Origin of the sequence: Georgenia phoenicis (assembly GCF_047302425.1) — a bacterium.
Lineage (GTDB): Bacteria > Actinomycetota > Actinomycetes > Actinomycetales > Actinomycetaceae > Oceanitalea.
In genome coordinates this window covers 2,151,918-2,174,886 of the sequence record NZ_CP154855.1, presented here as the reverse complement: position 1 = coordinate 2,174,886, position 22,969 = coordinate 2,151,918, and the positions used below count along the sequence as shown (strand labels likewise).

Sequence of the window (22,969 nt, the reverse complement as noted above, 5' to 3'; positions counted from 1 at the left end):
GTGGTGGGGGCTAGGAGACTCCGAGCTCGGCGGCGAGGACGATGGCGGCCGAGCCGCGCAGCACGATGTCCTCGGCGAGCGAGGCGAGGCGGATGCGCAGCCCCTCGTGGGAGGCGGGGAGCATCCGTTCGCGCAGGGTGCGGACGGTGGCGTCGACGAGCGGGCCGTCGAGCAGGTCGGGCGGGCCGCTGAGGGCGATCTCGGAGACGTCGAGGGTGGCGACGACCGGCGCCAGCGCGATCCCGAGGCGGCGCCCGGCCTCGACGCGCACGCGCTCGCCGTCGCTCGCGCCGGCGAGGAGACGGCGCAGGCTGGGGACCGCGAGCCACGCCTCGAGGCAGCCCGACCTGCCGCACGCGCAGGGCGGACCGCCGTCAGTGCCGACGACGACGTGCCCGATCTCCCCGGCCGCCGAGTGGGCGCCGAGGCGGGGGACGCCGTTGACGAGGATGCCGGCACCGACACCGCCGCCGACCCGGATGAGCATGAGGTCGGCGGAGCCCTCGCCGAAGCGCCGTTCGGCCATGACCGCGGCGTTCGCGTCGTTCGCCACGTGGACGGGCGCACGCAGCTCCTCGGCGAGGAGCTGCTGCAGCGGAAGGTCGCTCCAACCGAGGTTCGGGGCGGTGAGGACGGTGCCGCGGGAGTCGACGATCCCGGGCGTGCCGACCCCCACCCCGAGGAGCGGTGCGGTGGCGGAGCGTGCCGCCCGGGCCGCGACCTCCGCGGCGAGACGTGCCGCCTCGGTACCGGTTGCGCCGCCGGTCGCGAGCTCGTACTCCTCCAGCACCGTGCCCTCGAGGTCGACGACGCAGGAGCGGAAGGCCGTGAGGTCGGACAGGTCCACCCCGACGATGTGCTGGGCGTCCCTGTCGATCTCCAGCAGGGTGGCGGGCTTGCCGGGCCGGGAGCCGGGGCGCTGGCCCCGCTCGATGACGAGACCCGCGGTGATGAGCTCGGCGACGAGGTCGGAGACCGTGACGCGCGTGAGCCCGGTCCCCCGGGCGAGGTCCGCCCGCGACAGGGTGCCGTGGGCCGCCAGGGTCTGCAGGACGAGGGCGCGGTTGTGTTCCCGGGCCTGGCTGGGCAGCGCCTTGGTGCCCGGGTCGAGTGCGCGACCCCAGGTCGGGACGGCCGGCAGCGGTGCCGGTGTGAGCTGTGCCACATTTGTTAGTAAACCGTACGTACAATCAGTGGTCAAGGGTCTGGGCCACGTGCTCGTCCGCCCCGTCCAGGAGACGCCCAGGCCCAGCCACTACCCTCGAAGGATGACCGTCTTCGCTGTCGAGTACACCTACGACCCCGCCCGCACCGACGACCTCGCCGCCGTGCGCCCGGCGCACCGCGAGTTCCTCCAGGGCCTCGTCGACGCCGGCTCGCTCCTGGCCTCCGGCCCGTGGCTGGACAACGCCGCGCCCGGTGCGCTGCTCCTCGTCCTCGCGCAGGACGTCGACGGCGCGCAGCGGCTCCTCGACGACGACCCCTTCCTCAGGGCGCACCTCATCAGCCAGCGCACCGTGCGGCCGTGGAACCCGGTCATGGGTGCCTTCGCCGAGCACGCGTCGCAGTAGGCGGCCCCGTCTGTTAGGTCTGACGTATGGATGAGCTCTGGCCGTTCCTCAGGTGGGTCGTCGCCGTCGCCGCGGCGGCGGCCGTCGTCATCGTCGTCATGGTCGTCGTGGACCGGGTGATCAACCGGGCCCGCGCCCGCGTCCCCGGGTTGCGGCAGGGCTGGCTGCGCGTGCGCCGGCCGCTCGCGGCGCTGCTCCTGTCGATCACCCTGCGCATCGCCTTCGCGGCCACCGCCGAGCGCGGCACCGTGAGGGAGATCGGCCTGCACGTGCTGCTGGTCCTCACCATCGCCTCCGCCGTGTGGTTCGCCGCGACGATCGTCATCGCCTGGCTCGAGCACACCCAGCGGCGGGTGGTCGCCCGCAAGGAGGACGACCGCGACCGGCGCCGCACGCGCACCCAGATGCTGCTCATCCAGCGCCTGGTCAATGCCGCCTTCGTCGTCCTCGGCGTCGCGATGGTCCTCATGACCTTCCCCGGCGTCGAGCGGGTGGGCGCGACGATCCTCGCCTCCGCCGGTCTGCTGAGCGTCGTCGTCGGCATCGCGGCCCAGAGCAGCCTCGGCAACCTCTTCGCCGGCCTGCAGATCGCCTTCACCGACGCCGTCCGCATCGGGGACATCGTCGAGGTCGACGGCACGTACAGCACCGTCGAGGACATCACCCTGTCCTACGTCGTCGTGAGCATCTGGGACGAGCGGCACAAGGTGCTGCCCTCGACCTACTTCACCTCCCAGCCCTTCATCAACTGGAGCCGCACCGGGGACACCGTCACCGGCGTCGTCCACTTCGAGCTGGACTGGCGGGTGGACGTCGCCGCCATGCGCGCGGAGCTCGAGCGCTACGTCTCCCAGCACCCCGCGTGGGACGGGCGCGGGAAGTCGCTCGTCGTCACGGACTCCACGGGCGGCAACATCACCGTGCGGGCCCTGGTGACGACGGCGAACACCGACGACGACTGGACCCTGCGCTGCGACGTGCGCGAGCACCTCGTCGTGTGGCTGCGTGAGAACGACCCCGACGCCCTGCCCCTCCAGCGCGTCACGATGTCGCCCTCCCCCGTCGCTGCGGAGCGGCCCGCGGACTAGGTCCGCCGCCCCTTGGACGTGCGTGTGGTGGGCTCTGCGGCGGCCGGGTCCTCCGGCCACGGGTGGCGCGGGTAGCGGCCGCGCAGCTCGGCGCGCACCTGCGGGTAGCCGGCGCGCCAGAACCCGGCGAGGTCCGCGGTGACGGCGGCGGGCCGGCGTGCCGGGGAGAGCAGCTCGAGCACGAGCGGTACCCGTCCCCCGGCCAGCGCCGGGGCACCGGCCCAGCCGAAGACCTCCTGGATGCGGACGGCGAGCGTGGGGCGCGCGGGGTCGGAGTAGTCGACCCGGAGCGCCGAGCCGGCCGGCACGGCGACGCGCTCGGGGGCGAGCTCGTCCAGCCGGCCCGCCTCCGGCCACGGCAGCAGCCGCCGCAGCGCGGAGGTCGTGTCGAGACGGGACAGGTCCCGGTTGGTGCGGACGGTGGCGAGGTCGGGACCGAGCCACTCCTCCACCCGCTCGAGCAGGGCGTCGTCGGAGACGTCGGGCCACGGCTCGGCGAGGGCGGCGTGGAGGAAGGCCAGCCGCCGCCGCAGGGACACGGCCGCGGGGGGCCACGGCACGAGGTCCAGCCCCTCCCGGCGCAGTCCGTCCTGGACCGCAGCGGCGACGAGGGCCGCCGGCGGGTGCGCCAGCGGCTCGCTGCCCAGCTCGATGGCACCGAGCCGCTCGACCCGGCGGGCCACGAGCCGGCCGTCGCGCCACGCGACCTCGTCCGCGGTGCGCAGCAGCCCGGCGGCCGCTTCCCGCGCGGTCGTCTCGTCGATCGGCGCCGCCGCGCGGACGAGCGCGTCGGTCTGTCCCGGCGCGCGGGTGGCGTCGGCGACGGCGAGCCACTCGCTGCCGGCGAGCGGCCCGCCGGCCAGCCGGGCGCCCGCTCCGCCGGCCATGAGGTAGTGGTCCCCGCCCGGTCGGCGGCGCGCGACGCGGTCCGGGTGTGCCAGGGCCGTGACGGTCCCGACGGCGAGGTCGAGCTGGGTGACGCGGTCGGCGGCCGCGGGCTCCCCCTGCCGCGCCGCCAGCCGTTCCCAGCGGTCCGCCTCGCGCCGCCAGGCGCTGCGGCCCCCGGCCCGGAGGCGGCGCAGCGCCGCGGTGAGGTCGGCCTCCCCCGCGTCCTCCGCGAGCATGGCGACGACCTCCGCCGCGGTCCGCGCCCCGACGACGGGCGCGCCGTCGAGCAGCGCCCGTGCCAGCCGCGGGTCGGCGCCGACCTCGGCGATCGCCCGGCCGCGGGGGGTGACCGTGCCGTCGGCGTCGAGTGCGCCGAGCTCGGTGAGCAGCGCCGTCGCGGCCGCCGCGGCTTGGGGCGGCGGCGGGTCGAGGAGGGCGAGGCCGACCCCGCCCGGTGCGCCCCACAGCGCGAGCTCGAGCATCGGCCCGGCGAGGTCCGCCGTTGCGATCTCTGGCTCGGGGTGCCGCGCGAAGGTCGCGTGCTCGGCGGCGGACCAGCAGCGGTACACGGTTCCCGGGCCCTGCCGGCCGGCGCGACCGGCCCGCTGCTCGGCCGCCGCCCGGCTCACGCTGCGGGTGACGAGCCCGGCGAGCCCGCGCTGGTGGTCGGTGCGCGGCTCGCGGGCCAGGCCCGCGTCGACGACCACCCGCACCCCGGGCACGGTGAGCGAGGACTCGGCCACCGCCGTCGAGACGACCACCCGCCGCGCGGTGCCCGGCCGCAGCGCCCGGTCCTGCTCCGCGGCCGGCAGCCGCCCGTGGAGCGCGAGCACCTCCACTGCACCGCCGCGCAGGCGGGCGGCGACGTCGTCGACCTCCCGCGCGCCGGGAAGTAAGACGAGGACGTCGCCCTCCCGCTCCCCCAGCGCCCGCTGGGTGACGGCCGCGACGTGGGCGAGGAGCTCCGGGCTCGTGCCGAGCGGCGTGAGGCGGGGGGCGGTGCGCGGCGGCGGGCACCACACCGTCTCCACCGGGTGGAGCGCGCCCGGCACGGTGACGACGGCGGTGCCCTTGCCGAGCAGCGCCGCCACCCGGTCGGCCTCGACGGTGGCCGACATCGCGACGAGCGCGAGGTCCTCACGCAGCGTCGCGCGCGCCTCGACGAGCATGGCGAGGAGGAGGTCGGAGTCGATCTGCCGCTCGTGGACCTCGTCGAGGACGACGGCGCTCACCCCCGGCAGCTCGGGGTCGCGCTGGAGGCGGCGCAGCAGCGTGCCGGCCGTGGCGAACTCGACGAGCGTGTCGGCGCCCGCGCGCCGCTCACCTCGCACCGTGAAACCGGCCACGCCGCCCACCGGCTGCCCGAGGAGCTCGGCGAGCCGACGGGCCGCCGCGCGAGCGGCGATACGCCGCGGCTGGGTGACGACGACCCGACCCCCGAGGGCGACGGCGAGCGCGGGCGGCACGAGGGTGGTCTTCCCGCTCCCTGGCGGGGACTGGAGCACCGCCGTGCCCGAGGCCGCGACGGCTGCGGTGAGCTCGTCGAGGCCGGCGCGGACGGGCAGCGCCGGCGGGTCGGCGAGCAGGGCGGCGAGGTCGGCGAGGGGCACCGCTCCAGTGTGCCGTCGCCTGCGCCCGTCGCCGTCTCCCCGTGCCGACCGGCGCACCCCGCGCCACACTGACCGGATGAGAACCGTAGGTGTGGAGGAGGAGCTGCTGCTCGTGCGCAGCGGCAGCGGGCAGGCGATGTCGGTGGCACCGCAGGTGCTGCGACGGGCCGACGTCATCCGGGACGCGGCCCCCGACGGACCCGGCCCCTCCGGCACGCCGGGCGAGGCCGGCTCCACCCTCGACGGCGAGCTCCAGCGTCAGCAGGTCGAGACCGGCACCGCCCCCCACCACCACCTCGTCGACCTCCACGAGGAGCTCGTCTCCTGGCGCGCCCACGCGGAGTCGGCCGCCCGCCGCGAGGGGGCCCGCGTCGTCGCCCTGGGCACCTCTCCCCTGCCCGTCGAGACCCTGGCCGCCCCGAGCGAGCGCTACCGGCGGATCGTCGACCGCTTCGGCCGGCTCGGCACCGAGCAGCTCGTCTGCGGCTGCCACGTCCACGTGGGCGTCGAGTCCGCCGACGAGGCGATCGCCGTCCTCGACCGGGTCCGCGTGTGGCTCCCGACCCTCCTCGCCCTCAGCGCGAACTCCCCGTTCTGGCAGGGCGAGGACGCCGGCTACGCGAGCTACCGCGCACAGGTCATGGGCCGCTGGCCCTCCGCGGGGCCGCCGGACCTCTTCGGCTCGGCACGCGCCTACCGCGAGCGCGTCGAGGCGATGGTCGCGAGCGGCGTCGTCCTCGACGAGGGGATGGTCTACCTCGACGCCCGGCCCTCGCGCTCCTACCCCACCCTGGAGTTTCGGGCGGCGGACGTGTGCCAGGACCCGCGCGACGCCGTCGTCGTCGCGGCCCTGTGCCGGGCGCTGGTCCAGACCGCCGCCGACGAGTGGGCCGCGGGCAAGGAGGCACCGCCGGTGCCGACGCAGCTGCTGCGCCTGGCCACGTGGCAGGCGAGCCGCTTCGGGCTCTCCGGCGACCTGCTCGACGCGCACACGAGCCGTCCCCGCCCCGCCGCGGAGGTGGTCGACGCGCTCGTCGACCACGTCCGGCCGGCGCTGCGGGAGGCCGATGACGACCTCGCCCTCGTCGAGGAGGGCGTGGCCCGCCTGCGGGAGGTCGGCACGGGCGCCGACCGGCAGCGGCGGGAGCTGGAGCGCACCGGGAGCCTGAGCGACGTCGTCGCCGCCGCGGTGCGCACGACGCACGGACTGGACGGAGAGGGACATGACTTCACTGTGGCTGGACTCGGCGTCGCGCACGGGGGCTGAGCGCCACGCGACCGAGCCGGTCGGCGGCCGCTACGACGTCGCCGTCGTCGGGGCCGGGCTGACCGGACTGGCGACGGCGGTGCTCCTCGCCCGCGCGGGCCTCTCCGTCGTCGTCCTCGAGGGCCGCTACGTCGGTGCGGGGACGACCGGGCACTCGACCGCGAAGATCTCCCTCCTCCAGGGCACCCGGTTGTCGGCCATCGCCGGCCAGCACGGGCCGGAGCTGCTCGGGAGGTACGTCGCCGGCAACCGGGCCGGGCAGGAGTGGCTGCTCGCCGAGTGCGCGCGGCACGACGTCCCGGTCCAGCGGCGTGCCGCCGTCACCTACGCCGCCGGCCCCCAGCAGCTGCCCGCCGCGGAGGCCGAGCACCGGGTGGCGCTGTCCGCGGGGCTGCCCGTCGAGTGGCGCGACTCCTTCACCGCGCCCTTCCCCGCCCTCGCCGGTACCTGGCTGCCGGACCAGGCGCAGGTCGACCCGATGGACCTGCTCGAGGCTCTCGTGCTCGAGGCCGAGGCGGCCGGCGCCGTACTGCGCACCGCGGCCCGGGTGACCGACGCCCACGGGCCGGACGGCGCCGTCGTCACCACCCGCGGCACGGTCCACGCCGAGCGGGTCGTGCTCGCCACCGGGATCCCCTTCGCCGACCGCGGCGGCTACTTCGCCCGGCTCGAGCCGCAGCGCTCCTACACCCTGGCCCTGGCCGTCCCCGAACCGACCGGTCTGCAGATGTCGATCACGGCCGGCGCCCCCACCCGCTCGGTGCGCACCGTCCCCGCCGAGGAGGGGGAGATCGTCGTCGTCGGCGGCGCGTCCCACGTCGTCGGGCGGGCCGACTCCCCGCGTGCCCGGGTGGAGAACCTCCTCACCTGGGCGCGGCGCTGGTTCCCCGGCGCCCGCGTCGTCGGCCGCTGGTCCGCGCAGGACTACCACCCCGTCGACGAGCTGCCCTACGTCGGCCCGCTCCTGCCGCGCGACTCGCGGGCGCTCGTCGCGACCGGCTTCGCGAAGTGGGGCATGACGAACGCCGTCGCTGCCGCGCACGTGCTCGCCGGGCACCTCACCGGTGACCTGCCGGAGTGGAGCGGGGCCTACCGCAGCTGGCGGCGCCACGAGATGACCGGCTTCGCGGAGGCGGTGAGGCTCAACGCCGGCGCTGCCGCCCAGATGGCCGGTGGCTACGCGCGGGCGCTGACGAACCCCGAGCCCGGCGGGCGGCCCGCGCCGGAGGGGACCGAGCCAGAGCCGGTGACGACCGACGACACGCCCGCGGAGGGCACGGGCTGCGTGGTCCGCCGCGGCCTGCACCCGGTGGCGGTCTCGACGGTCGACGGCGTCACGCGTGCCGTGTCCGCGGTCTGCCCGCACCTGGGCGGCGTCGTGCGGTGGAACGACGAGGAGCGGTCCTGGGACTGCCCGCTCCACGGCTCGCGCTTCGCGGCCGACGGCGAGCTGCTCGAGGGCCCCGCGACCAGGGGGCTGCCGCCTCGATGACCGCCCCGCACCGACCTGCCCGCCGCCAGTGGCGCGCGCGCGTGGCGCTGCCGCACGACGTCAGCCGGCTGTGGTGGTGGCGCGAGCAGTGGCGCCGGCACCCGCGCTGGGCCGTCGCGATCCGCGCCGCCCTCGCCGCGTCGATCGCCTGGGTGGTCGCCGACTTCGTGCCCGGGCCGGCGGCCGACTACCCCTACTACGCGCCCTTCGGCGCCGTCATCGCCACGACCTTCTCCCTCGCCGGCTCCGTCCGCGAGTCCGTGCAGTCGGTCGCCGCCATCGCCGTGGGCGGCCTGGTGGGCTGGCTCGTCGACTTCATCCCCGTGCCCGAACCGCTCGCCGTCGCCCTCGTCATCGTCCCCGCCGTCGTCCTCGCGGGCTGGCGGCGCCTGGGCGGGATGGGCAGCTGGGTGCCGACGGCGGCGCTCTTCACCCTCATCGTCGGGCACGGTGAGGCGACGTACGTGGGCGCCTACGCCGGGCTCACCCTGCTCGGCGCGGCCATCGGCATCGCGGTGCTCGCCGTGCTGCCCCCGCTGCCGCTCGCCCCGGCGCAGGACGCCGTCGCCCGCTTCCGGCGGACGCTCGCCGCGGACCTCGGGGAGCTCGCCGACCTCATCGAGGGAGAGGAGCTGCCCACGCTCGCCGACTGGGAGCGTGACCACGCCGCCTCCCCGCGAGAGCGCGCCCAGATGCACACGGCTGTGTCAGAGGTCGGTGAGGCGGCGCACCGCAACCGCCGCGCCCGCCGCTACAGCGGCTCCATCGACGCGCTGCGCGAGGAGGCGGTGGTGCTCGACCGGCTGGGGCTCGTCGTCAGCGACCTCGCCGACCTCCTCCTCAGCGAGGTCGGGGCCGGACGGGCGGACCGGTCGCAGCTCCTCGCCGGGGACGACGGCGCCCGCGTGTGCGAGGCCCTGCGGACCATCTCCGCGGCGCTGGAGAACACGACGCCGGCCGGGACCGCCGACCCGCACCTGGGCTCCGACGAGACACCGCTGTCCAGCGCCCATGCCACCGACGCCGTGCGGGAGGCGCGCAACGCCGCGCCACGAGAGGACGAGAAGGTCCTCTACGACGGGATCGTGCTCTCCCTCGAGCGGGCGGTCGACTCCCTCGCGCGGGTCGAGCGCACGGACTGACCCTGGGCCGGACGGCCTTCGCACCGGGCGGCGGCAGGGGCCATGATGGGCGCAGTCATCCCCGAGACCCAGGAGCGCAGCCGTGTCCCAGTCGCACGACATCTCGACCACGCCGCAGTGGACCGCCCTCGAGGAGCACGCCGCCGCCACCGCCGGCACGACCCTCCGCGAGCTCTTCGACGCGGACCCGCAGCGCGGGGAGCGCCTCGCCCTCGAGGTGGGCGACCTCTACGTCGACTACTCCAAGAACGGGGTGACCGACGAGACGCTGCGGCTGCTCGTCGCGCTGGCGGAGGCGGCCGGTCTGCCCGAGCGGACCGAGGCCATGTTCCGCGGGGAGCACATCAACACGACCGAGGACCGGGCCGTGCTCCACACCGCGCTGCGGGCGCCGCGCGGCACCCAGCTCGTCGTCGACGGGCAGGACGTCGTCGCCGACGTCCACGAGGTCCTCGACCGGATGGCCGCCTTCAGCGAGCAGGTCCGCAGCGGCGAGTGGCGCGGCCACACCGGCAAGCGCATCACCCGCGTCGTCAACATCGGCATCGGCGGCTCCGACCTCGGCCCGAAGATGGCGACGATGGCCCTCGCGCCCTACGCCGACGCGGGCATCACGTCCGAGTTCGTCTCCAACGTCGACGGCGACGACATCGCCCCCGTCCTCGCCGCCGCGGACCCGGAGGAGACGCTCTTCGTCGTCGCCTCGAAGACCTTCACGACGATCGAGACCATCACCAACGCGACGACCGCCCGCGAGTGGCTGGTCGCGGCGCTCGGTGACCGCTCCGCCGTCGCCAAGCACTTCGTCGCGGTCTCGACGAACGGGGAGAAGGTCGCGGAGTTCGGCATCGACACCGCGAACATGTTCGGCTTCTGGGACTGGGTCGGCGGGCGGTACTCGATGACCTCCGCCGTCGGGCTCTCGCTCATGATCGCCATCGGCCCCGACCACTACCGCGACATGCTCGCCGGCTTCCACGCGATGGACGAGCACTTCCGCACCGCGCCGCTGGAGCGCAACCTCCCGGTCCTGCTCGCGCTCGTCGGGGTGTGGCACCGCAACTTCCGCGGCTGCGCGACGCACGCGGTGCTCCCCTACAGCGAGTACCTCTCGCGCTTCCCCGCCTACCTCCAGCAGCTCGACATGGAGTCCAACGGCAAGTCCGTCACCCTCGACGGCGCCCCGGTGGCCGTCCAGACCGGGCCGGTCGTGTGGGGCGAGCCGGGCACCAACGGCCAGCACGCCTTCTACCAGCTCATCCACCAGGGCACCCAGACCGTGCCGGCCGACCTCATCGGCTTCGTCCACCCCGCCGACGACGTCCCCGGCCACCACGACCAGCTCACCGCCAACCTCCTCGCCCAGGCCGAGGCGCTGGCCTTCGGCAAGACTGCCGAGCAGGTCCGGGCGGAGGGGGTGGCCGAGGAGCTCGTCGGGCACAAGACCTTCGCCGGGAACTCCCCCACGACCCTCGTCCTCGCGCCGCGGCTCACGCCGTCCGTGCTGGGCCAGCTCGTCGCGCTGTACGAGCACAAGGTCTTCGTCCAGGGCGTCGTGTGGGGAATCAACTCCTTCGACCAGTGGGGCGTGGAGCTGGGCAAGGTGCTGGCCAAGGCCATCGGTCCGGAGCTGAGCGCCGAGGAGGAGCCCGAGCTCGCCCACGACTCCTCGACCAACGCCCTCATCCGCCGCTACCGCCAGCTGCGCCGCGCCTGACCCTCACCCTCCCCACACCTCTCGCCGAGAGCCGGATTCTCCGGGTGCGCGTGGCCGGAGAATCCGGCGCTCGGCGCTCGGGGTGGGGGTGCTAGGGGTGGGGGTGCAGGTCAGGTGAGCTGGTCGCGGACCCAGGCCATGTCGGCGCGGTGCTCGTCGGGGCCTCCGGGGGTCTCGACGACCACCGGCGCGCCGGCCTCGCGCAGCAGTGCGGCGAGATCGTTGAGCGGCAAGCTGCCCTGGCCGAGGTTGGTGTGCCGGTCGGCGCCGGAGTCGAAGGCGTCGCGGCTGTCGTTGCAGTGGACGAGGTCGATGCGCCCGGTGACCGCCCGCACCCGCTCGACGAGCCCGGCCAGCTCCTCCCCGCCCGCGTAGGCGTGGCAGGTGTCGAGGCAGAAGCCGACGTCCGCTCCGCCGTCGGCCTCCATGACCGCCGCCCACAGCTGCTCGAGCCGCTCGACGCCGCGAGCCATCGCGCGGTTGCCGCCGGCCGTGTTCTCGATGAGGACGGGCACCTTGGCGTCGAGCTGGTCGATGCACTTGCGCCAGTTGTCGACGCCGACGGCGGGGTCGTCCGCCGCGAGCACGTGCCCGCCGTGGACGATGATCCCCGCGGCGCCGATCTCGGCGGCCGCGTCGACCTGCTTCTGCAGGAGCTTGCGGCTGGGGATGCGGATGCGGTTGTTCGTCGTCGCGACGTTGAGGACGTACGGGGCGTGGACGTAGAGCGTGACGCCCGCGTCGGCCGCCGCGGCGCGCAACGCCTCGGCTCCCCCGGCGTACCGGACCTCCGGGCCCTTCCAGCCCTGGGGGTCCCCGAGGAAGAACTGCACCGCGTCCGCGCCGCGGGCCTGCGCCTCGGCGATCGGGTCGGTCTGGTCGACATGTGCTCCGACGACTGCCATGGCACCGACCCTAGCCGCTGGCACCGAAACTCAGAGCCCGAGGACGGCGCGCGCGATCGAGAAGTAGATGACCAGACCGGTGGCGTCGCAGAAGGTGGTGATGAACGGGGTGGACACGACCGCAGGGTCCACACCCGCCGCCCGCGCCACGAGCGGGGTCGTACCGCCGACGATCGCGGCCATGGTGCACACGGCCACGAGCGTGAGCCCGATGACGGCACCGATGCCCGGGCCGTAGACGAGCGAGGCCACGGCCCACCCGATCGAGCCGAGGACCACCCCGAGCAGCAGACCGGTCCGCAGCTCCTTGAACGCGACCCTCCCGAGGTCCCGGGGAGAGACCTCCCCAGTCGCCAGCGCCCGGGTCACCGTCGTCGCCGCCTGCGATCCGGTGTTCCCGCCGATCCCGGTGAGGAGGGGGATGAACAGCGCGAGGACGACCTGCTCGGCGAGGGTCGCCTCGAAGAGCTCGAGGACGTTCACGGTGAGGACGGCGGACAGGCCCAGGACGAGCAGCCACACGACCCGCGTCCGGGTGATGGTGCGTACCGAGGAGAGCAGGTAGGGCCGGTGGAGCGGCTCGGCGCCGCCCGCGCGGGCGGCGTCCTCGTCGCCCGCGGCGGCGACGATGCGGGTGGCGTCGTCGACGGTGAGGAGGCCGACGAGGCGGTCCTCGCCGTCGACGACGGGCAGCGCGAGCAAGCCCCGTTCGACGCAGCGTCGCGCGGCGCGCTCGGCGTCCTCCTCGGCGCGGGCGACGATCGGCGGGGCGAGGTGGTCGGCGACGGTGTCGGTGGTCTCGTGGAGCAGGAGGTCGCGGAGGCTGACGACCCCGGCCAGACGGCGGGACGCGTCGACCACCGGCACCGTGTAGATCGTCTCCGACCGGCCACCCCGCTCCCGGACGCGCTCGAGCGCCTCCCCGAGGGTGTGCTCGGGGCGGACGTCGACGAACTGGGGGCTCATCCGGCGGCCCACCGAGCCGCGGGGGTACCCGAGGACGACGGCGGTCGCGGCACGGGCGTCGGCGTCGACCTGTCGCAGCAGGCGCGTGGCGACGGCGGCGGGCAGCTCGTCGAGGAGCCCCACCCGGTCGTCGGGGTCGAGCCCGGCGAACACCCCGACCACCTCCTCCTCACCGAGCAGCCGGACGAGCTCGTGCTGCGCGGCGGGCGTCAGCCCCTCGAAGACGGCCAGCGCCCGGCGCCGGGGCAGAAGACGAAACGCGACGGCCGAGCGTTCGGGCTCCAGCGTCGCGAGAACGGCAGCGACCTCCTGAGGTGCGGCCGCGGCAAGGTGGGCGGCGGCGGCCGTGAGGTCGTCGGACGCCAGCGCGGCAACCAGCCGCGGCTTGAGCTCGTCCATGAATGTCACCGGCCCACCTCCCGCGACGACCGTACAGTGGTCGCGGACACTGCCGACCCGCGGAGGACACCGATGCCCACGACCGACGCCGCCCTGCTCCACGGCTTCCGGCTGCGCAACGCCGAGCGGCACCTCGGGGTGTACGGCATCCACCTCCACCGCGAGGGCCACGAGCCGCTCGAGCACCGCTTCCGCAACGACGACACCGTCCACCTGTGGTCGGGGTCCAAGACCTTCACCGCCGTCGCCGTCGGGATGGCGCAGGCCGAGGGCCTCCTCGACCTCGAGGACCGCGTCGTCGACTTCTTCCCGGGCGAGGCGCACGCCGACGGCGTCGAGACGATGACGGTGCGCCACCTGCTCCAGATGACGAGCGGCAACACCTTCACCTGGTGGGGACCGGGCCAGGCCGAGGAGACCGACCTCCTCGGCGGCTTCCTCCGCTCCGAGCTCGTCGCCGAGCCCGGCACCCGCTTCGACTACTCCAACGGCTGCAGCTACGTCCTGGGCCGCGTCGTCCACGCCGTCAGCGGTCAGGACCTGCGCGACTTCCTCGTCCCCCGGCTCTTCGACCCGCTCGGCATCCGCAACCCGCAGTGGATGCGCTGCGCACAGGGTTTCAGCCAGGGCGGCGTGGGCCTGCACCTGCGCACGAGCGAGTACGCCCGCCTCGGCCGCCTGCTCCTCCAGGAGGGGCGCTGGGAGGACGCGCAGCTCCTCCCCGCCGGCTACGTCGAGCGGATGCACACCGACCTCGTCGACAGCTCGGCCTTCAACGACGACCCCGAGTCCCAGGCCGGGTACGGGTACCAGGTGTGGGCGTGCACGCCCGAGGGCGTGTGGCGGGCCGACGGCAAGTACGGCCAGTTCTCCGTCGTGCTGCCCCGCCATGGCGCCGTCGTCACGATCACCGCCCACCACGAGGGCGCGGCCAACGACATCCTGCGCGCCGTCTGGGACGAGATCCTCCCCCAGCTGCCCACGCGCTGAGGCGCGCCTCACGCGCGCGGCTCGGCTCATTCCGTCACGGAGTGCGCCGATACTGAGGTCGTCACCTGCCGATCACCAGAGAGACACCGTGGACGCCGCCGCACCCTCCTCCGCCCGCCCGCCCCGGGTCCCCACCGCCTGGTTCGTGGGGCTCGCCGTCGCCGTCCTCCTGCCGGCGCTGACCCGCGACGTCGCCGTCTCCCTCATCCTCGGCGGGCTCTACCTCGTCCTCACCGCGGGCTGGGCGCTGCTGCGACGCCGCCGGAGGGCAGGCGCGCTGGGCCGGCGGGGGCTGAGCGCCGTCGTCGGGGTCGGTGTCCTCGTCCTCCTCGCGGGCGGGGCGGCCGCGGGACCGGCAGAGCCGGCGGACCTGTCGGCGCCACCGGACGCCACGCCCAGCCCCGGGCCGTCGCCCTCCCCCTCGCCGTCGCCCTCCCCCTCACCGACGCCGTCGCCCTCGCCGACGCCGTCGCCCACGCCCCCCGCGCCCCCGAGCCCCGCACCCGCCCCCACCGCCGACGATGCACCGGCCGGCACCGCCCTCGCCGCCGCCCGCGAGCTCGAGGTCAAGGGACGCGCCCCGCAGACCGGCTACGAGCGCGAGCTCTTCGGCAGCGGCTGGGTCGACACCGACCGCAACGGCTGCGACACCCGCAACGACATCCTCGCCCGCGACCTCACCGAGGTCGCCTACCGGCCGGGCACCCGCGACTGCGTCGTCGTCTCCGGCACCCTGGCCGACCCCTTCAGCGGGCAGACGATCCCCTTCGTCCGCGGCAACGACACGAGCACCGCCGTCCAGATCGACCACGTCGTCGCCCTGTCGGACGCCTGGCAGAAGGGCGCCCAGCAGTGGGACACCGACACCCGGGTGCGATTCGCCAACGACCCCCTCAACCTCCTCGCCGTCGACGGCCCGCTCAACGGGCAGAAGGGTGACGGCGACGCCGCCACCTGGCTGCCCCCGAACCGCGCCTTCCGCTGCGAGTACGTCGCCCGGCAGGTGGGCGTCAAGCACTCCTACGGGCTGTGGGTGACCCAGGCGGAGCAGGACGCCATGATCCGTGTGCTCGGCGACTGTCCCGGGCAGCCGCTGCCGAGCGGGAGCGGCGAGCGGGAGACCGCCCCCGCCCCCGCGCCCACCCCGGCGCCGCCGGACGCCCCGGTCTCCTACGCCAGCTGCACGGAGGCCCGCGCCGCCGGCGCCGCCCCGGTCCGCACCGGCGACCCGGGCTACGGCCGTCACCTGGACCGCGACGGCGACGGCGTGGGCTGCGAGTAGGCGCCCCCGGTCGCCCTTCCCGCGGGTGAAACCCGCGGGTAACATCGCGCACCCCTGGGCGAAACACGTGCTGCCTACCGTCACAGTCGACCGCAGCGCGCCAGCGCCGCCGACGTCGGAGGAACCATGCCACCCAGAACCCGCTCCCGCCGGGCAGCGCTCGCCGTGCCCCTGTGCGCCGGTGCGCTTGCGCTCGGCGCCGCACCGGCCCTCGCCGCGCCAGAAACCAGCGGCCTCGCCCTCACCGTGCCCGCGACCGCGGCCGTCGGGGACACGATCACCCTCGCCGTCGAGCTCGGCGACGCCGTCGACGTCTACGCCTACGCCCTCACCGTCGAGGTCGACCCGGACGTGCTCGCCGTCGTGCCGGGCAGCGGCAGCGGCCCCGGCGGCGGCTTCGACGCCACCGAGCTCGGCGAGCCGGGCGCCACTCTCGTCCACAGCCGCCTCGGCACCTCGCCAGCCCTCACCGGTGACCTCGCCTCGGGGCTCGAGCTCGACGTCGTCGGCCCGGGGACGACAAGCGTGGAGGTGGCCGTCGAGCTCGTCGGCGCCGACGGCACGACGACGACCCTCCCCGCCGTCGCGAGCGCGCAGATCGTCATCGCCGCACCCACCCCCGCACCGACGGACCCCGAGCCGTCCCCCACCGAGCCGTCACCCACGCCCACGGACGCGCCGACCGACACGGACGACGACGCCGCTCCCGCACCGACCGCGCCGCCCACCTCCGGTGGCGGCTCGCTCGCGTCTACCGGCCTCGACGCCCGCGCGATCGGCGTGGCCGCCGCCGTGCTCGCCGTGCTGGGCGGGACCGTGCTGGCCGTACGCCGCCGGACGGGAGGCGCGCTGTGAGCGCCCGTCGCCGCCTCGTGGCCGTGCCCGCCGTGGGGGCCCTCCTCCTCACCGGCACAGCACTCGCCCACGCCGCGCCGCTCGAGGCCGCGCCGCTCGTACTCCCGCCGTACTACGCCGAGCTCGACCTCACCGGCGACGGCCAGGTCTCCCCCGCGGACCTCGAGCTCCTCGCCGCGCACCTCGGCTCCCCGGCCGCCGTCGCGGAGTGGGGCGCCGTCGCCGACACCGACGACGACGGCACCCTCACCGTGCGCGACCTCGCCGCCGTCTCCCAGCGCATGGTTTACGACGACGGTCCCTTCGAGCTCGTCGAGGCCTCCGTCATCGACATGCAGGCCGCGATGAACGCCGGCGTGACGAGCTCGGTCGAGATCACCGGGGAGTACCTCGAGCGCATCGCCGCCTACGACCGCGCGCTCGTCGAGCCCGGCGGCCGGCCGCTCAACTCCGTCATCGCGACGAACGAGGACGCCGCGGCCGCCGCGGCCGCCGCCGACGCGCGGCGCGCCGCCGAGGGGATGAGCAGCCTGCTGCTCGGCGTGCCGGTGGCCGTCAAGGACAACGTCAACACCCGCGACATGCCGACCACCGGCGGCTGCGGCTGCTGGGAGGACAACCTCACCGGCACCGACGCCTTCATGGTCGAGGGGCTGCGCGAGGAGGGCGCCGTCGTCCTCGCCAAGGCCAGCCTCGACGAGTTCGCCTACGGCTTCGCCTCGGAGTTCTCCGCGGGCGTCGCGCCCGGCGAGACGCTCCTCGTCGCGAGCCCCTACAGCACGAGCCGGACCGCCGGTGGTTCCAGCGGTGGGACCGGTGCGGCGCTGGCGGCGAACCTCGCCGGCATCGGCTTCGGCACGGACACCGGTGGCTCGATCCGCGTGCCGGCGTCCTACAACCAGCTCGTCGGGGTGCGCCCGACCGTCGGCCTCGTCAGCAGGGACGGGATCATCCCGCTCGCGCTGAGCCAGGACACCGCGGGGCCGATCACCCGCAGCGTCACCGACGCCGCCCTGGCGCTGGACGCCGTCGTCGGCGTGGACCCGGCCGACCCGGCCACCGCCGAGCAGGCCGGGCGGGTGCCCGCCTCCTACGCCGCGTCCCTCGACGAGGACGCCCTCGACGGCGCCCGCATCGGCTACCTGCCCTCGATGGTGGGCACGAACCCGACGACGGCGCGGCTCTTCGCGCAGGCCACCGCCACCCTCGAGGAGCAGGGCGCGACCGTCGTCGAGCTCGCGCCGCCCGCGGGTCTCGACGCCGTCCTGGGCGAGCCCAGCGGCAGCACGAACGAGTTCCGCCACGACCTCGCGGCCTACGTCGAGAGGCACCTGGCGCCGCAGGTGACGGCGCGCAGCATCGAGGAGATCCTCGCGACCGGTCACTACGTCACCTCCCGGCAACGGACGTACGAGCAGCGCGCGGCGGTCACCGAGGAGGCCTACGAGGCGTGGGCCGGGCCGGAGGGCAGCCACACCCGGGCGCTCGCCCAGGGGCAGGCGCTGGTCACCGCCCTCCTGGAGGAGCACGAGCTCGACGCCCTCGTCTACCCCACCGGCACGCCCTACGGGACGCAGGGCACGAACCTGCGGCTGAGCCCCAACACCGGCATGCCGGCGGTGAGCGTGCCCATGGGGCAGGCTACCGAGGCCGACGGCACGGTGCCCGGCGCCGGCGTCAACCTCGAGCTCCTCGGCCGCGACTACGCCGAGGGCACGCTCCTCGGCCTCGCCTACGCCTTCGAGCAGGCGACCCAGGCGCGCACCTCGCCCGCGCTCTACGGCCCGCTCGGCTAGCGGCCGCCCGGCCCGTCCACGTCGTCATGACGGTGGGCGGGCCGCGCGCCGTCGGGGCAGGGGCAGCCGGTCCAGGTCCCGGGCGACGACGACGGCGGCACCTCCCGCCGTCGCCCTCGCCTGCTCCCGCAGCGGCTCGAGGTCGGGGTAGCGGGAGGAGAAGTGGGTGAGCACGAGGGTGCCCGCTCCCCCGGCGGCCGCCAGCGCGCCGGCCTGCCCGGCGGTGAGGTGGCGGTACTCGCGCGCCAGCTCGGCGTCCTCGTCGGCGAAGGTACACTCGGCGACGAGGAGGTCGGCGCCGTCGGCCAGCTCCTCCGCGCCCTCGCACGGGGCGGTGTCCATGACGAGGGCGAAGCGCTGCCCGCGGCGGGGCACGCTCACGTCCTCGAGATTGAGCCCGCCCACGCTACCCTCGCGCTGGAGGCGTCCGACGTCGGGGCCACTGAGACCGGCGGCCGCGAGCCGCTCGGGCAGCATGGTCCGCCCGTCCGGCTCGACGAGCCGGTAGCCGTAGGTCTCCACCCGGTGGTGCAGCGGCCGCACCTCCAGGCCCGGTGCCACCTCCCCGGCCGACCGGTGCGGGTGCAGGCGCAGGTCGAGGCCGGGCGTGGCCACCGAGACGAGCGCTCGCACCACGTCCTCCCCGCTCGCCGGGTAGTGGAGGTGGACGGGGTGGGTGACGCCGTCGAGCACCATGCGCGAGAGCACCCCGGGCAGGCCGTAGCAGTGGTCGCCGTGGACGTGGGTGAGGCAGACGTGGTGCACCTGCGTGGCCGAGACGCCGGCGTGGATCATCTGCCGCTGGGTGCCCTCGCCGGGGTCGAAGAGGTAGCCGCGCCCGTCCCACAGGAGCAGGTAGCCGTTGTGGTTGCGGGCGCGGGTGGGCACCTGGGAGGCGGTCCCGAGGACGACGAGCTCACGCACGGCCGGCCGCCTGGAGATGGGTGCTCATGGCAGCGGATCGTAGCGGTGGTCCACCTCACCACCGCGTGCGGGTGGTGGCGGGCGCTCCTACCGTCGAGATGACCCGACAGAGGAGGTACGTCATGTCCGAGCTCACCGGCACCACCCGAACCGAGTACCGCACGCTGAGCGAGGTCCCCGACTACGCCCAGGCCCAGCGGCTCGTCGACCACCTCTCCGACAGCGGCTTCCCCGTGGAGCACGTGCGCATCGTCGGCACCGGCATCCGGTCCGTCGAGCAGGTCACCGGCCGGCAGACCAAGGCGCGCGCCGCCGGCATGGGCGCGGCGGCCGGCGCCTGGTGGGGTCTGCTCATCGGCCTGCTCTTCTCCTTCTTCGTCATCGGCGGCTGGCTCGTCATGATCCTCACGGCGGTCGCGATGGGCGCCGTCGGGGGTGCGCTCGTCGGCTTCGTCGGCCATTGGGCCAGCGGCGGCCGGCGTGACTTCACGAGCATCCGCGGCATGGAGGCCACCAGCTACGAGGTCCAGGTCGCCGCGCCCTTCCACGGCCAGGCGGTTGCCGCGGCCGGGCTGCGCTAGACGGGGCGGGGAGTCCTCCCCATCGCCCGCCGGACGGCGCGGGCGCTAGGTTCGGGCCCATGATCGTCTTCGGCATCAAGGGCTACGCGGACGTCGTCGCGACCCTCACCATGGTGTGCCCGCACTGCCACAACCCCGCGGCTCACCGCCTCCACAAGCTCCGCCGCAAGTTCACGCTGTTCTTCGTCCCGCTGTTCGTCGTGTCGACGCGCTACGTCATGGACTGCACCTTCTGCGGCTACCAGCAGCAGTACTCCAAGGCGCAGGGCGCCGAGCTCGAGGAGCGGCTGACGGCCGGCCCGCCCGCGCCCTCGGGCCCGCCGGTCGCGCCCCCGCCGCCCCAGGGGAGCTACCCGCCCCCGGCCCAGCCGCCTGCGGGCTACCCGGCGCCCTGAACCGGGCGGCGGGCGACGGCGAGGAAGACGGGGTGGGCGACGCCGTCGCGGTCGACGGTCCCGCAGTCGCGGACGACGACGTCGCTGAGCCCGACCCTTTCCAGGCGCGCGGCCAGGTCTGCCCGGTCGAAGCCGTCGTGGACGTCGACGTCGTGCCGGTGGAAGGTGCCGCCCTCGGTGCGGTCGAGGTCAGCCACGCACAGGTGGCCACCGGGCGCGAGGAGCTCGGCCAGGCCGGTGAGGACCCGGTCGAGCTCCCGCACGTGGTGCAGGACGAGGGAGGCGACGGCGAGGTCGAAGCGCTCGGAGGGGACGGCGTCGCTCTCGAGGTCGAGGTCCCAGACCCGCCCGCCGGGGAGGCGGCCCAAGGCGACCTTCTCCGCGAGCACGGCCCGCATGCCCGCGGAGCTGTCCGCGAGCGTCGGCGGGCCGACCCGGCCACCCAGCGCCTCGGACACGAGGCCGGTGCCGGCCCCGTACTCGAGGAGGCGCGTCCCCGGGTGCAGCGGCACCGCCGTCGCGACGGCCTCCGCCACCTCTCGTGCGCGTGCCACCTTGGCCGGGTCGCTGTCCCAGCCGGCCGCCTTGTCGTCGAAGTCGCTCACGGCCCCAGCCTGGCACGTGCGCGGGCCGAGACGCCGTCCCGCCGACCCGCTGACGCCCGATAGCCTCCACCTGCACCCGGCCGCGCGTGCCGGGGCCGGACAAGGAGACACCCGCGTGACCGTGACGACCGACCTGCAGGACTTCGTCGCCGGCCTGCCGAAGGCAGAGCTGCACCTGCACATCGAGGGCACCCTCGAGCCGGAGCTGAAGTTCGCCCTCGCCCAGCGCAACGGGATCGAGCTCGAGCACTCCTCCGCCGAGGAGGTCCGCGCCTCCTACGACTTCGACTCGCTGTCCTCCTTCCTCACGGTCTACTACGACTCGATGCGCGTCCTCGTCACCGCCGAAGACTTCTACGACCTCGCGACGGCGTACCTCACCAAGGCCGCGAGCCAGAACGTGCGCTACGCCGAGATCTTCTTCGACCCCCAGGCCCACACCTCCCGTGGCGTGCCCTTCGAGACGATCATGGGCGGCCTGCGCCGGGCGCTCGTCGACGCCCGCCGCGACCTCGGCATCCACGGCGAGCTCATCATGTGCTTCCTGCGCGACTTCACCGCCGAGCACGCGATGAGCACGCTCATGGAGTCCCTCCCCTACCGCGACTGGATCCTCGGCGTGGGCCTGGACTCCGACGAGCGCGGCAACCCGCCGGCGAAGTTCGCCGCCGTCTTCGCCCGCGCCCGCCAGGAGGGCTACCTCCTGACGATGCACTGCGACATCGACCAGGAGGGGACGCACGAGCACATCCGCCAGGTGATCGAGGACATCCGCGTCGACCGGATCGACCACGGATCCAACGCCTTCGAGCGCCCCGAGCTCGTCGCGGCGATCAAGGAGCGCGGCCTCGGTCTCACCTGCTGCCCCATCTCCAACGGCTGGGTGGTCGACGGCGTCAAGGAGACCGAGATCGTCGGTCTCCTCGAGCAGGGCGTCAAGGTCACGCTCAACTCCGACGACCCGGCCTACTTCGGCGGCTACGTCGCGGAGAACTACGTGCGCCTCGCCGAGGTCGCCGGCCTGAGCCGCGAGCAGCTCGTCCAGCTGGCGCGCAACTCCTTCGACATCGCCTGGCTCAGCGGCCGGGAGCGCGAGCAGTACCTCGCCGAGCTCGTGGCCTACGCCGCCGGCGCCTGACCCCACTCGCCGCCGAGAGCCAGGTCGCGGAAGCGCTCGGCGATCCGGCGGTGGGTGGCGCCGTCGGGGTGCAGCTCGTCCGGCAGCGGCAGCTCCGCGTAGTCGTCGGGGCCGTACAGCTCGCGCCCGTCGAGATAGAAGAGATGGGGGTCGGTGGCCGCCCGCTGGGCGACGACGGCGCGGAGCTCCTCCCGCACGACGGCGAGGGTGAGCTTCCCGGCGGCGACCTCGGCCGGGTCCCCGGTGGCGCGGAAGGCCGTCCGGCCTGCGGCCATCGCCTCCATGTCGAAGGCGCCCGGGCCGGGCGTGTCCTCGTGGATCGGGGTGTACAGCGGGGAGACGACGAGCAGCGGCGCCGTCGGGTGCCCCTCGCGCAGGGTGTCGAGGAACCCGTGGACCGCGGGCCCGAAGGCACGGCGGCGCATGAGGTCACCGCCGACGACGTTGATGCCGATCTTCACGCTCAGCCGGTCCGCGGGTGTGTCCCGCATCGTCCGCGCGACGAAGGGGTCGAGCAGGGCGCTGCCGCTGAGGCCGAGGTTGAACAGGTCCAGGCCGGCGCCGAGGGCGACGAGCGCCGGCCAGGTGCCGGTGGGGTGCTCGGCGTTGGAGCCGTGGCTGATCGAGCTGCCGTAGTGCACCCAGCGCGGCCGGCTCGCCCCCGCCGGTACCTCGACAGCGGCGTCGGTGCGGAGCTCGACGAGCTCGAGCGCCTCGTTGTGCGGCAGCCACAGCTCGACGTCCTTGGTGCCTGCCGGCAGGCCGGAGAAGCGGACGGTGCCGACCTCGCCGGGCAGGTGCTCCCGCGCGCCGGTGGCCGGGTCGATCGTCACGGTCGTCGCCGTGGGCGCGACGGACTGGGCCACGAGCGCGCCGTCGACGAGGAGGTCGAAGACTCCACGCGGCCGCGGCGGGGCGCCGCGGAAGCCGTAGCGCGTGGGCAGGACGTCGAGCTCGACGGCGTGGGCCGCGGTCCGCAGGACGAGCCGCGCGCCCGCGGGCTGCCCCTCGGCGAGGTGGAGCTGCGGGTCGCCGCACTGGGCCCGCGCCCACGCCGGGAGCCGGTGCGGCACGACGCCGTGGGCGCCCCGCTCGAGCTCGAGGACGCCCCGCAGGACGTCGCTGGTGATCGGGGTCGTCGTCCAGCTCTCGCTCACGCCGCCTGCTTCCTGTCGCCCGTGCCGCACGCTGGTCACGACGGCGCCAGCACCGTACCCCGCACCCCACGGCGGACCGCCAGGGTTGTACGGAGAGCGACGCGGCTTGCGTCGCACTCTTCGCACATCCGAGGGCGCTGGAAAGGCCGACGGAAGAGCGGAAAGCGCGACGCAAGCGATGGGGGCCGGGGGCCGGTGGAC

20 protein-coding genes are annotated in these 22,969 nt (G+C 75.1%); 13 read left to right on the top strand and 7 right to left on the bottom strand.

Features of this window, described 5'->3' with window-relative positions; all coding sequences use genetic code 11:
* Positions 1-10: 10 nt before the first annotated feature.
* A complete protein-coding gene (locus AA0005_RS10215; protein ID WP_413450062.1) occupies positions 11-1,165 on the bottom strand; it encodes an ROK family transcriptional regulator in 1,155 nt (384 codons plus the stop codon).
* A 103-nt stretch (positions 1,166-1,268) separates the two neighbouring features.
* On the opposite strand from AA0005_RS10215, the gene AA0005_RS10210 reads away from it, so the two are divergent.
* Both AA0005_RS10210 and AA0005_RS10205 read left to right on the top strand, forming a co-directional pair.
* Positions 1,269-1,571, top strand: a complete 303-nt coding sequence (locus AA0005_RS10210; RefSeq protein ID WP_413450061.1) for a YciI family protein — start codon at positions 1,269-1,271, stop codon at positions 1,569-1,571.
* 26 nt (positions 1,572-1,597) lie between these two features.
* Positions 1,598-2,659, top strand: a complete 1,062-nt coding sequence (locus AA0005_RS10205; protein ID WP_413450060.1) for a mechanosensitive ion channel family protein — start codon at positions 1,598-1,600, stop codon at positions 2,657-2,659.
* Here AA0005_RS10205 and hrpB read toward each other — a convergent pair.
* Positions 2,656-5,157 carry an ATP-dependent helicase HrpB gene (hrpB, locus tag AA0005_RS10200; RefSeq protein WP_413450059.1) on the bottom strand — a complete coding sequence of 834 codons (2,502 nt, stop codon included), beginning with the start codon at positions 5,155-5,157 and terminating at the stop codon, positions 2,656-2,658. The two genes, AA0005_RS10205 and hrpB, sit on opposite strands and share 4 nt — an antisense overlap.
* Before the next feature lie 76 nt (positions 5,158-5,233).
* Here hrpB and AA0005_RS10195 point away from each other — a divergent pair, with 76 nt between their 5' ends.
* From AA0005_RS10195 to pgi, 4 genes are all read left to right on the top strand, one after another.
* Positions 5,234-6,424 carry a glutamate--cysteine ligase gene (locus AA0005_RS10195; RefSeq protein ID WP_413450058.1) on the top strand — a complete coding sequence of 397 codons (1,191 nt, stop codon included), beginning with the start codon at positions 5,234-5,236 and terminating at the stop codon, positions 6,422-6,424.
* Positions 6,381-7,916, top strand: coding sequence for an FAD-dependent oxidoreductase (locus AA0005_RS10190; protein ID WP_413450057.1), 1,536 nt, complete (start codon positions 6,381-6,383; stop codon positions 7,914-7,916). The genes AA0005_RS10195 and AA0005_RS10190 overlap by 44 nt, the downstream gene beginning before the upstream one ends.
* Positions 7,913-9,058, top strand: a complete 1,146-nt coding sequence (locus AA0005_RS10185; RefSeq protein ID WP_413450056.1) for an FUSC family protein — start codon at positions 7,913-7,915, stop codon at positions 9,056-9,058. The genes AA0005_RS10190 and AA0005_RS10185 overlap by 4 nt, the downstream gene beginning before the upstream one ends.
* An 82-nt stretch (positions 9,059-9,140) precedes the next feature.
* Positions 9,141-10,775, top strand: a complete 1,635-nt coding sequence (gene pgi, locus AA0005_RS10180) for a glucose-6-phosphate isomerase (RefSeq protein ID WP_413450055.1) — start codon at positions 9,141-9,143, stop codon at positions 10,773-10,775.
* Between the two features lie 110 nt (positions 10,776-10,885).
* Here the strand turns inward: pgi and AA0005_RS10175 are convergent, their stop codons facing one another.
* Together AA0005_RS10175 and mgtE are read right to left on the bottom strand one after the other, a co-directional pair.
* A complete protein-coding gene (locus AA0005_RS10175; RefSeq protein ID WP_413450054.1) occupies positions 10,886-11,680 on the bottom strand; it encodes a deoxyribonuclease IV in 795 nt (264 codons plus the stop codon).
* A 30-nt stretch (positions 11,681-11,710) separates the two neighbouring features.
* Entirely contained in the window at positions 11,711-13,045 is a 1,335-nt protein-coding gene (gene mgtE / locus AA0005_RS10170) for a magnesium transporter (protein ID WP_413453086.1), read from the bottom strand.
* A 72-nt stretch (positions 13,046-13,117) separates the two neighbouring features.
* On the opposite strand from mgtE, the gene AA0005_RS10165 reads away from it, so the two are divergent.
* From AA0005_RS10165 to AA0005_RS10150, 4 genes are all read left to right on the top strand, one after another.
* A complete protein-coding gene (locus AA0005_RS10165; RefSeq protein ID WP_413450053.1) occupies positions 13,118-14,035 on the top strand; it encodes a serine hydrolase domain-containing protein in 918 nt (305 codons plus the stop codon).
* Between the two features lie 88 nt (positions 14,036-14,123).
* Positions 14,124-15,317 carry a DUF1524 domain-containing protein gene (locus AA0005_RS10160; protein ID WP_413450052.1) on the top strand — a complete coding sequence of 398 codons (1,194 nt, stop codon included), beginning with the start codon at positions 14,124-14,126 and terminating at the stop codon, positions 15,315-15,317.
* A gap of 126 nt (positions 15,318-15,443) precedes the next feature.
* A complete protein-coding gene (locus AA0005_RS10155; RefSeq protein ID WP_413450051.1) occupies positions 15,444-16,172 on the top strand; it encodes a hypothetical protein in 729 nt (242 codons plus the stop codon).
* Complete coding sequence (locus AA0005_RS10150; RefSeq protein WP_413450050.1) at positions 16,169-17,968, top strand: amidase family protein; 1,800 nt, start codon at positions 16,169-16,171, stop codon at positions 17,966-17,968. Before AA0005_RS10155 ends, AA0005_RS10150 begins: the two co-directional genes overlap by 4 nt.
* A gap of 24 nt (positions 17,969-17,992) precedes the next feature.
* Here the strand turns inward: AA0005_RS10150 and AA0005_RS10145 are convergent, their stop codons facing one another.
* On the bottom strand, positions 17,993-18,892 hold the full coding sequence (locus tag AA0005_RS10145; RefSeq protein WP_413450049.1) for a ribonuclease Z: 900 nt from the start codon (positions 18,890-18,892) through the stop codon (positions 17,993-17,995).
* Positions 18,893-19,014: 122 nt separating this feature from the next.
* On the opposite strand from AA0005_RS10145, the gene AA0005_RS10140 reads away from it, so the two are divergent.
* Together AA0005_RS10140 and AA0005_RS10135 are read left to right on the top strand one after the other, a co-directional pair.
* Entirely contained in the window at positions 19,015-19,473 is a 459-nt protein-coding gene (locus AA0005_RS10140; RefSeq protein WP_413450048.1) for a general stress protein, read from the top strand.
* Between the two features lie 59 nt (positions 19,474-19,532).
* Positions 19,533-19,868, top strand: coding sequence for a zinc-ribbon domain-containing protein (locus tag AA0005_RS10135; RefSeq protein WP_413450047.1), 336 nt, complete (start codon positions 19,533-19,535; stop codon positions 19,866-19,868).
* Here the strand turns inward: AA0005_RS10135 and AA0005_RS10130 are convergent.
* Positions 19,853-20,473: a class I SAM-dependent DNA methyltransferase gene (locus AA0005_RS10130; RefSeq protein WP_413450046.1), complete on the bottom strand. Its 621-nt coding sequence runs from the start codon at positions 20,471-20,473 to the stop codon at positions 19,853-19,855. The two genes, AA0005_RS10135 and AA0005_RS10130, sit on opposite strands and share 16 nt — an antisense overlap.
* 115 nt (positions 20,474-20,588) lie before the next feature.
* Here AA0005_RS10130 and AA0005_RS10125 point away from each other — a divergent pair, with 115 nt between their 5' ends.
* Positions 20,589-21,611, top strand: a complete 1,023-nt coding sequence (locus AA0005_RS10125) for an adenosine deaminase (RefSeq protein WP_413450045.1) — start codon at positions 20,589-20,591, stop codon at positions 21,609-21,611.
* Here the strand turns inward: AA0005_RS10125 and AA0005_RS10120 are convergent.
* On the bottom strand, positions 21,593-22,768 hold the full coding sequence (locus tag AA0005_RS10120; RefSeq protein WP_413450044.1) for a GDSL-type esterase/lipase family protein: 1,176 nt from the start codon (positions 22,766-22,768) through the stop codon (positions 21,593-21,595). The genes AA0005_RS10125 and AA0005_RS10120 overlap by 19 nt on opposite strands.
* Between the last annotated feature and the right edge of the window lie 201 nt (positions 22,769-22,969).

Excerpts from the sequence above, each read along its gene's own strand:
- AA0005_RS10210 (WP_413450061.1), top strand. The coding sequence starts at position 1,269 with ATGACCGTCTTCGCTGTCGAGTACACCTACGACCCCGCCCGCACCGAC.
- AA0005_RS10205 (WP_413450060.1), top strand. The coding sequence starts at position 1,598 with ATGGATGAGCTCTGGCCGTTCCTCAGGTGGGTCGTCGCCGTCGCCGCG.
- AA0005_RS10195 (WP_413450058.1), top strand. The coding sequence starts at position 5,234 with ATGAGAACCGTAGGTGTGGAGGAGGAGCTGCTGCTCGTGCGCAGCGGC.
- AA0005_RS10190 (WP_413450057.1), top strand. The coding sequence starts at position 6,381 with ATGACTTCACTGTGGCTGGACTCGGCGTCGCGCACGGGGGCTGAGCGC.
- AA0005_RS10185 (WP_413450056.1), top strand. The coding sequence starts at position 7,913 with ATGACCGCCCCGCACCGACCTGCCCGCCGCCAGTGGCGCGCGCGCGTG.
- AA0005_RS10175 (WP_413450054.1), bottom strand. The coding sequence starts at position 11,680 with ATGGCAGTCGTCGGAGCACATGTCGACCAGACCGACCCGATCGCCGAG.
- mgtE (WP_413453086.1), bottom strand. The coding sequence starts at position 13,045 with ATGGACGAGCTCAAGCCGCGGCTGGTTGCCGCGCTGGCGTCCGACGAC.
- AA0005_RS10165 (WP_413450053.1), top strand. The coding sequence starts at position 13,118 with ATGCCCACGACCGACGCCGCCCTGCTCCACGGCTTCCGGCTGCGCAAC.
- AA0005_RS10155 (WP_413450051.1), top strand. The coding sequence starts at position 15,444 with ATGCCACCCAGAACCCGCTCCCGCCGGGCAGCGCTCGCCGTGCCCCTG.
- AA0005_RS10140 (WP_413450048.1), top strand. The coding sequence starts at position 19,015 with ATGTCCGAGCTCACCGGCACCACCCGAACCGAGTACCGCACGCTGAGC.
- AA0005_RS10135 (WP_413450047.1), top strand. The coding sequence starts at position 19,533 with ATGATCGTCTTCGGCATCAAGGGCTACGCGGACGTCGTCGCGACCCTC.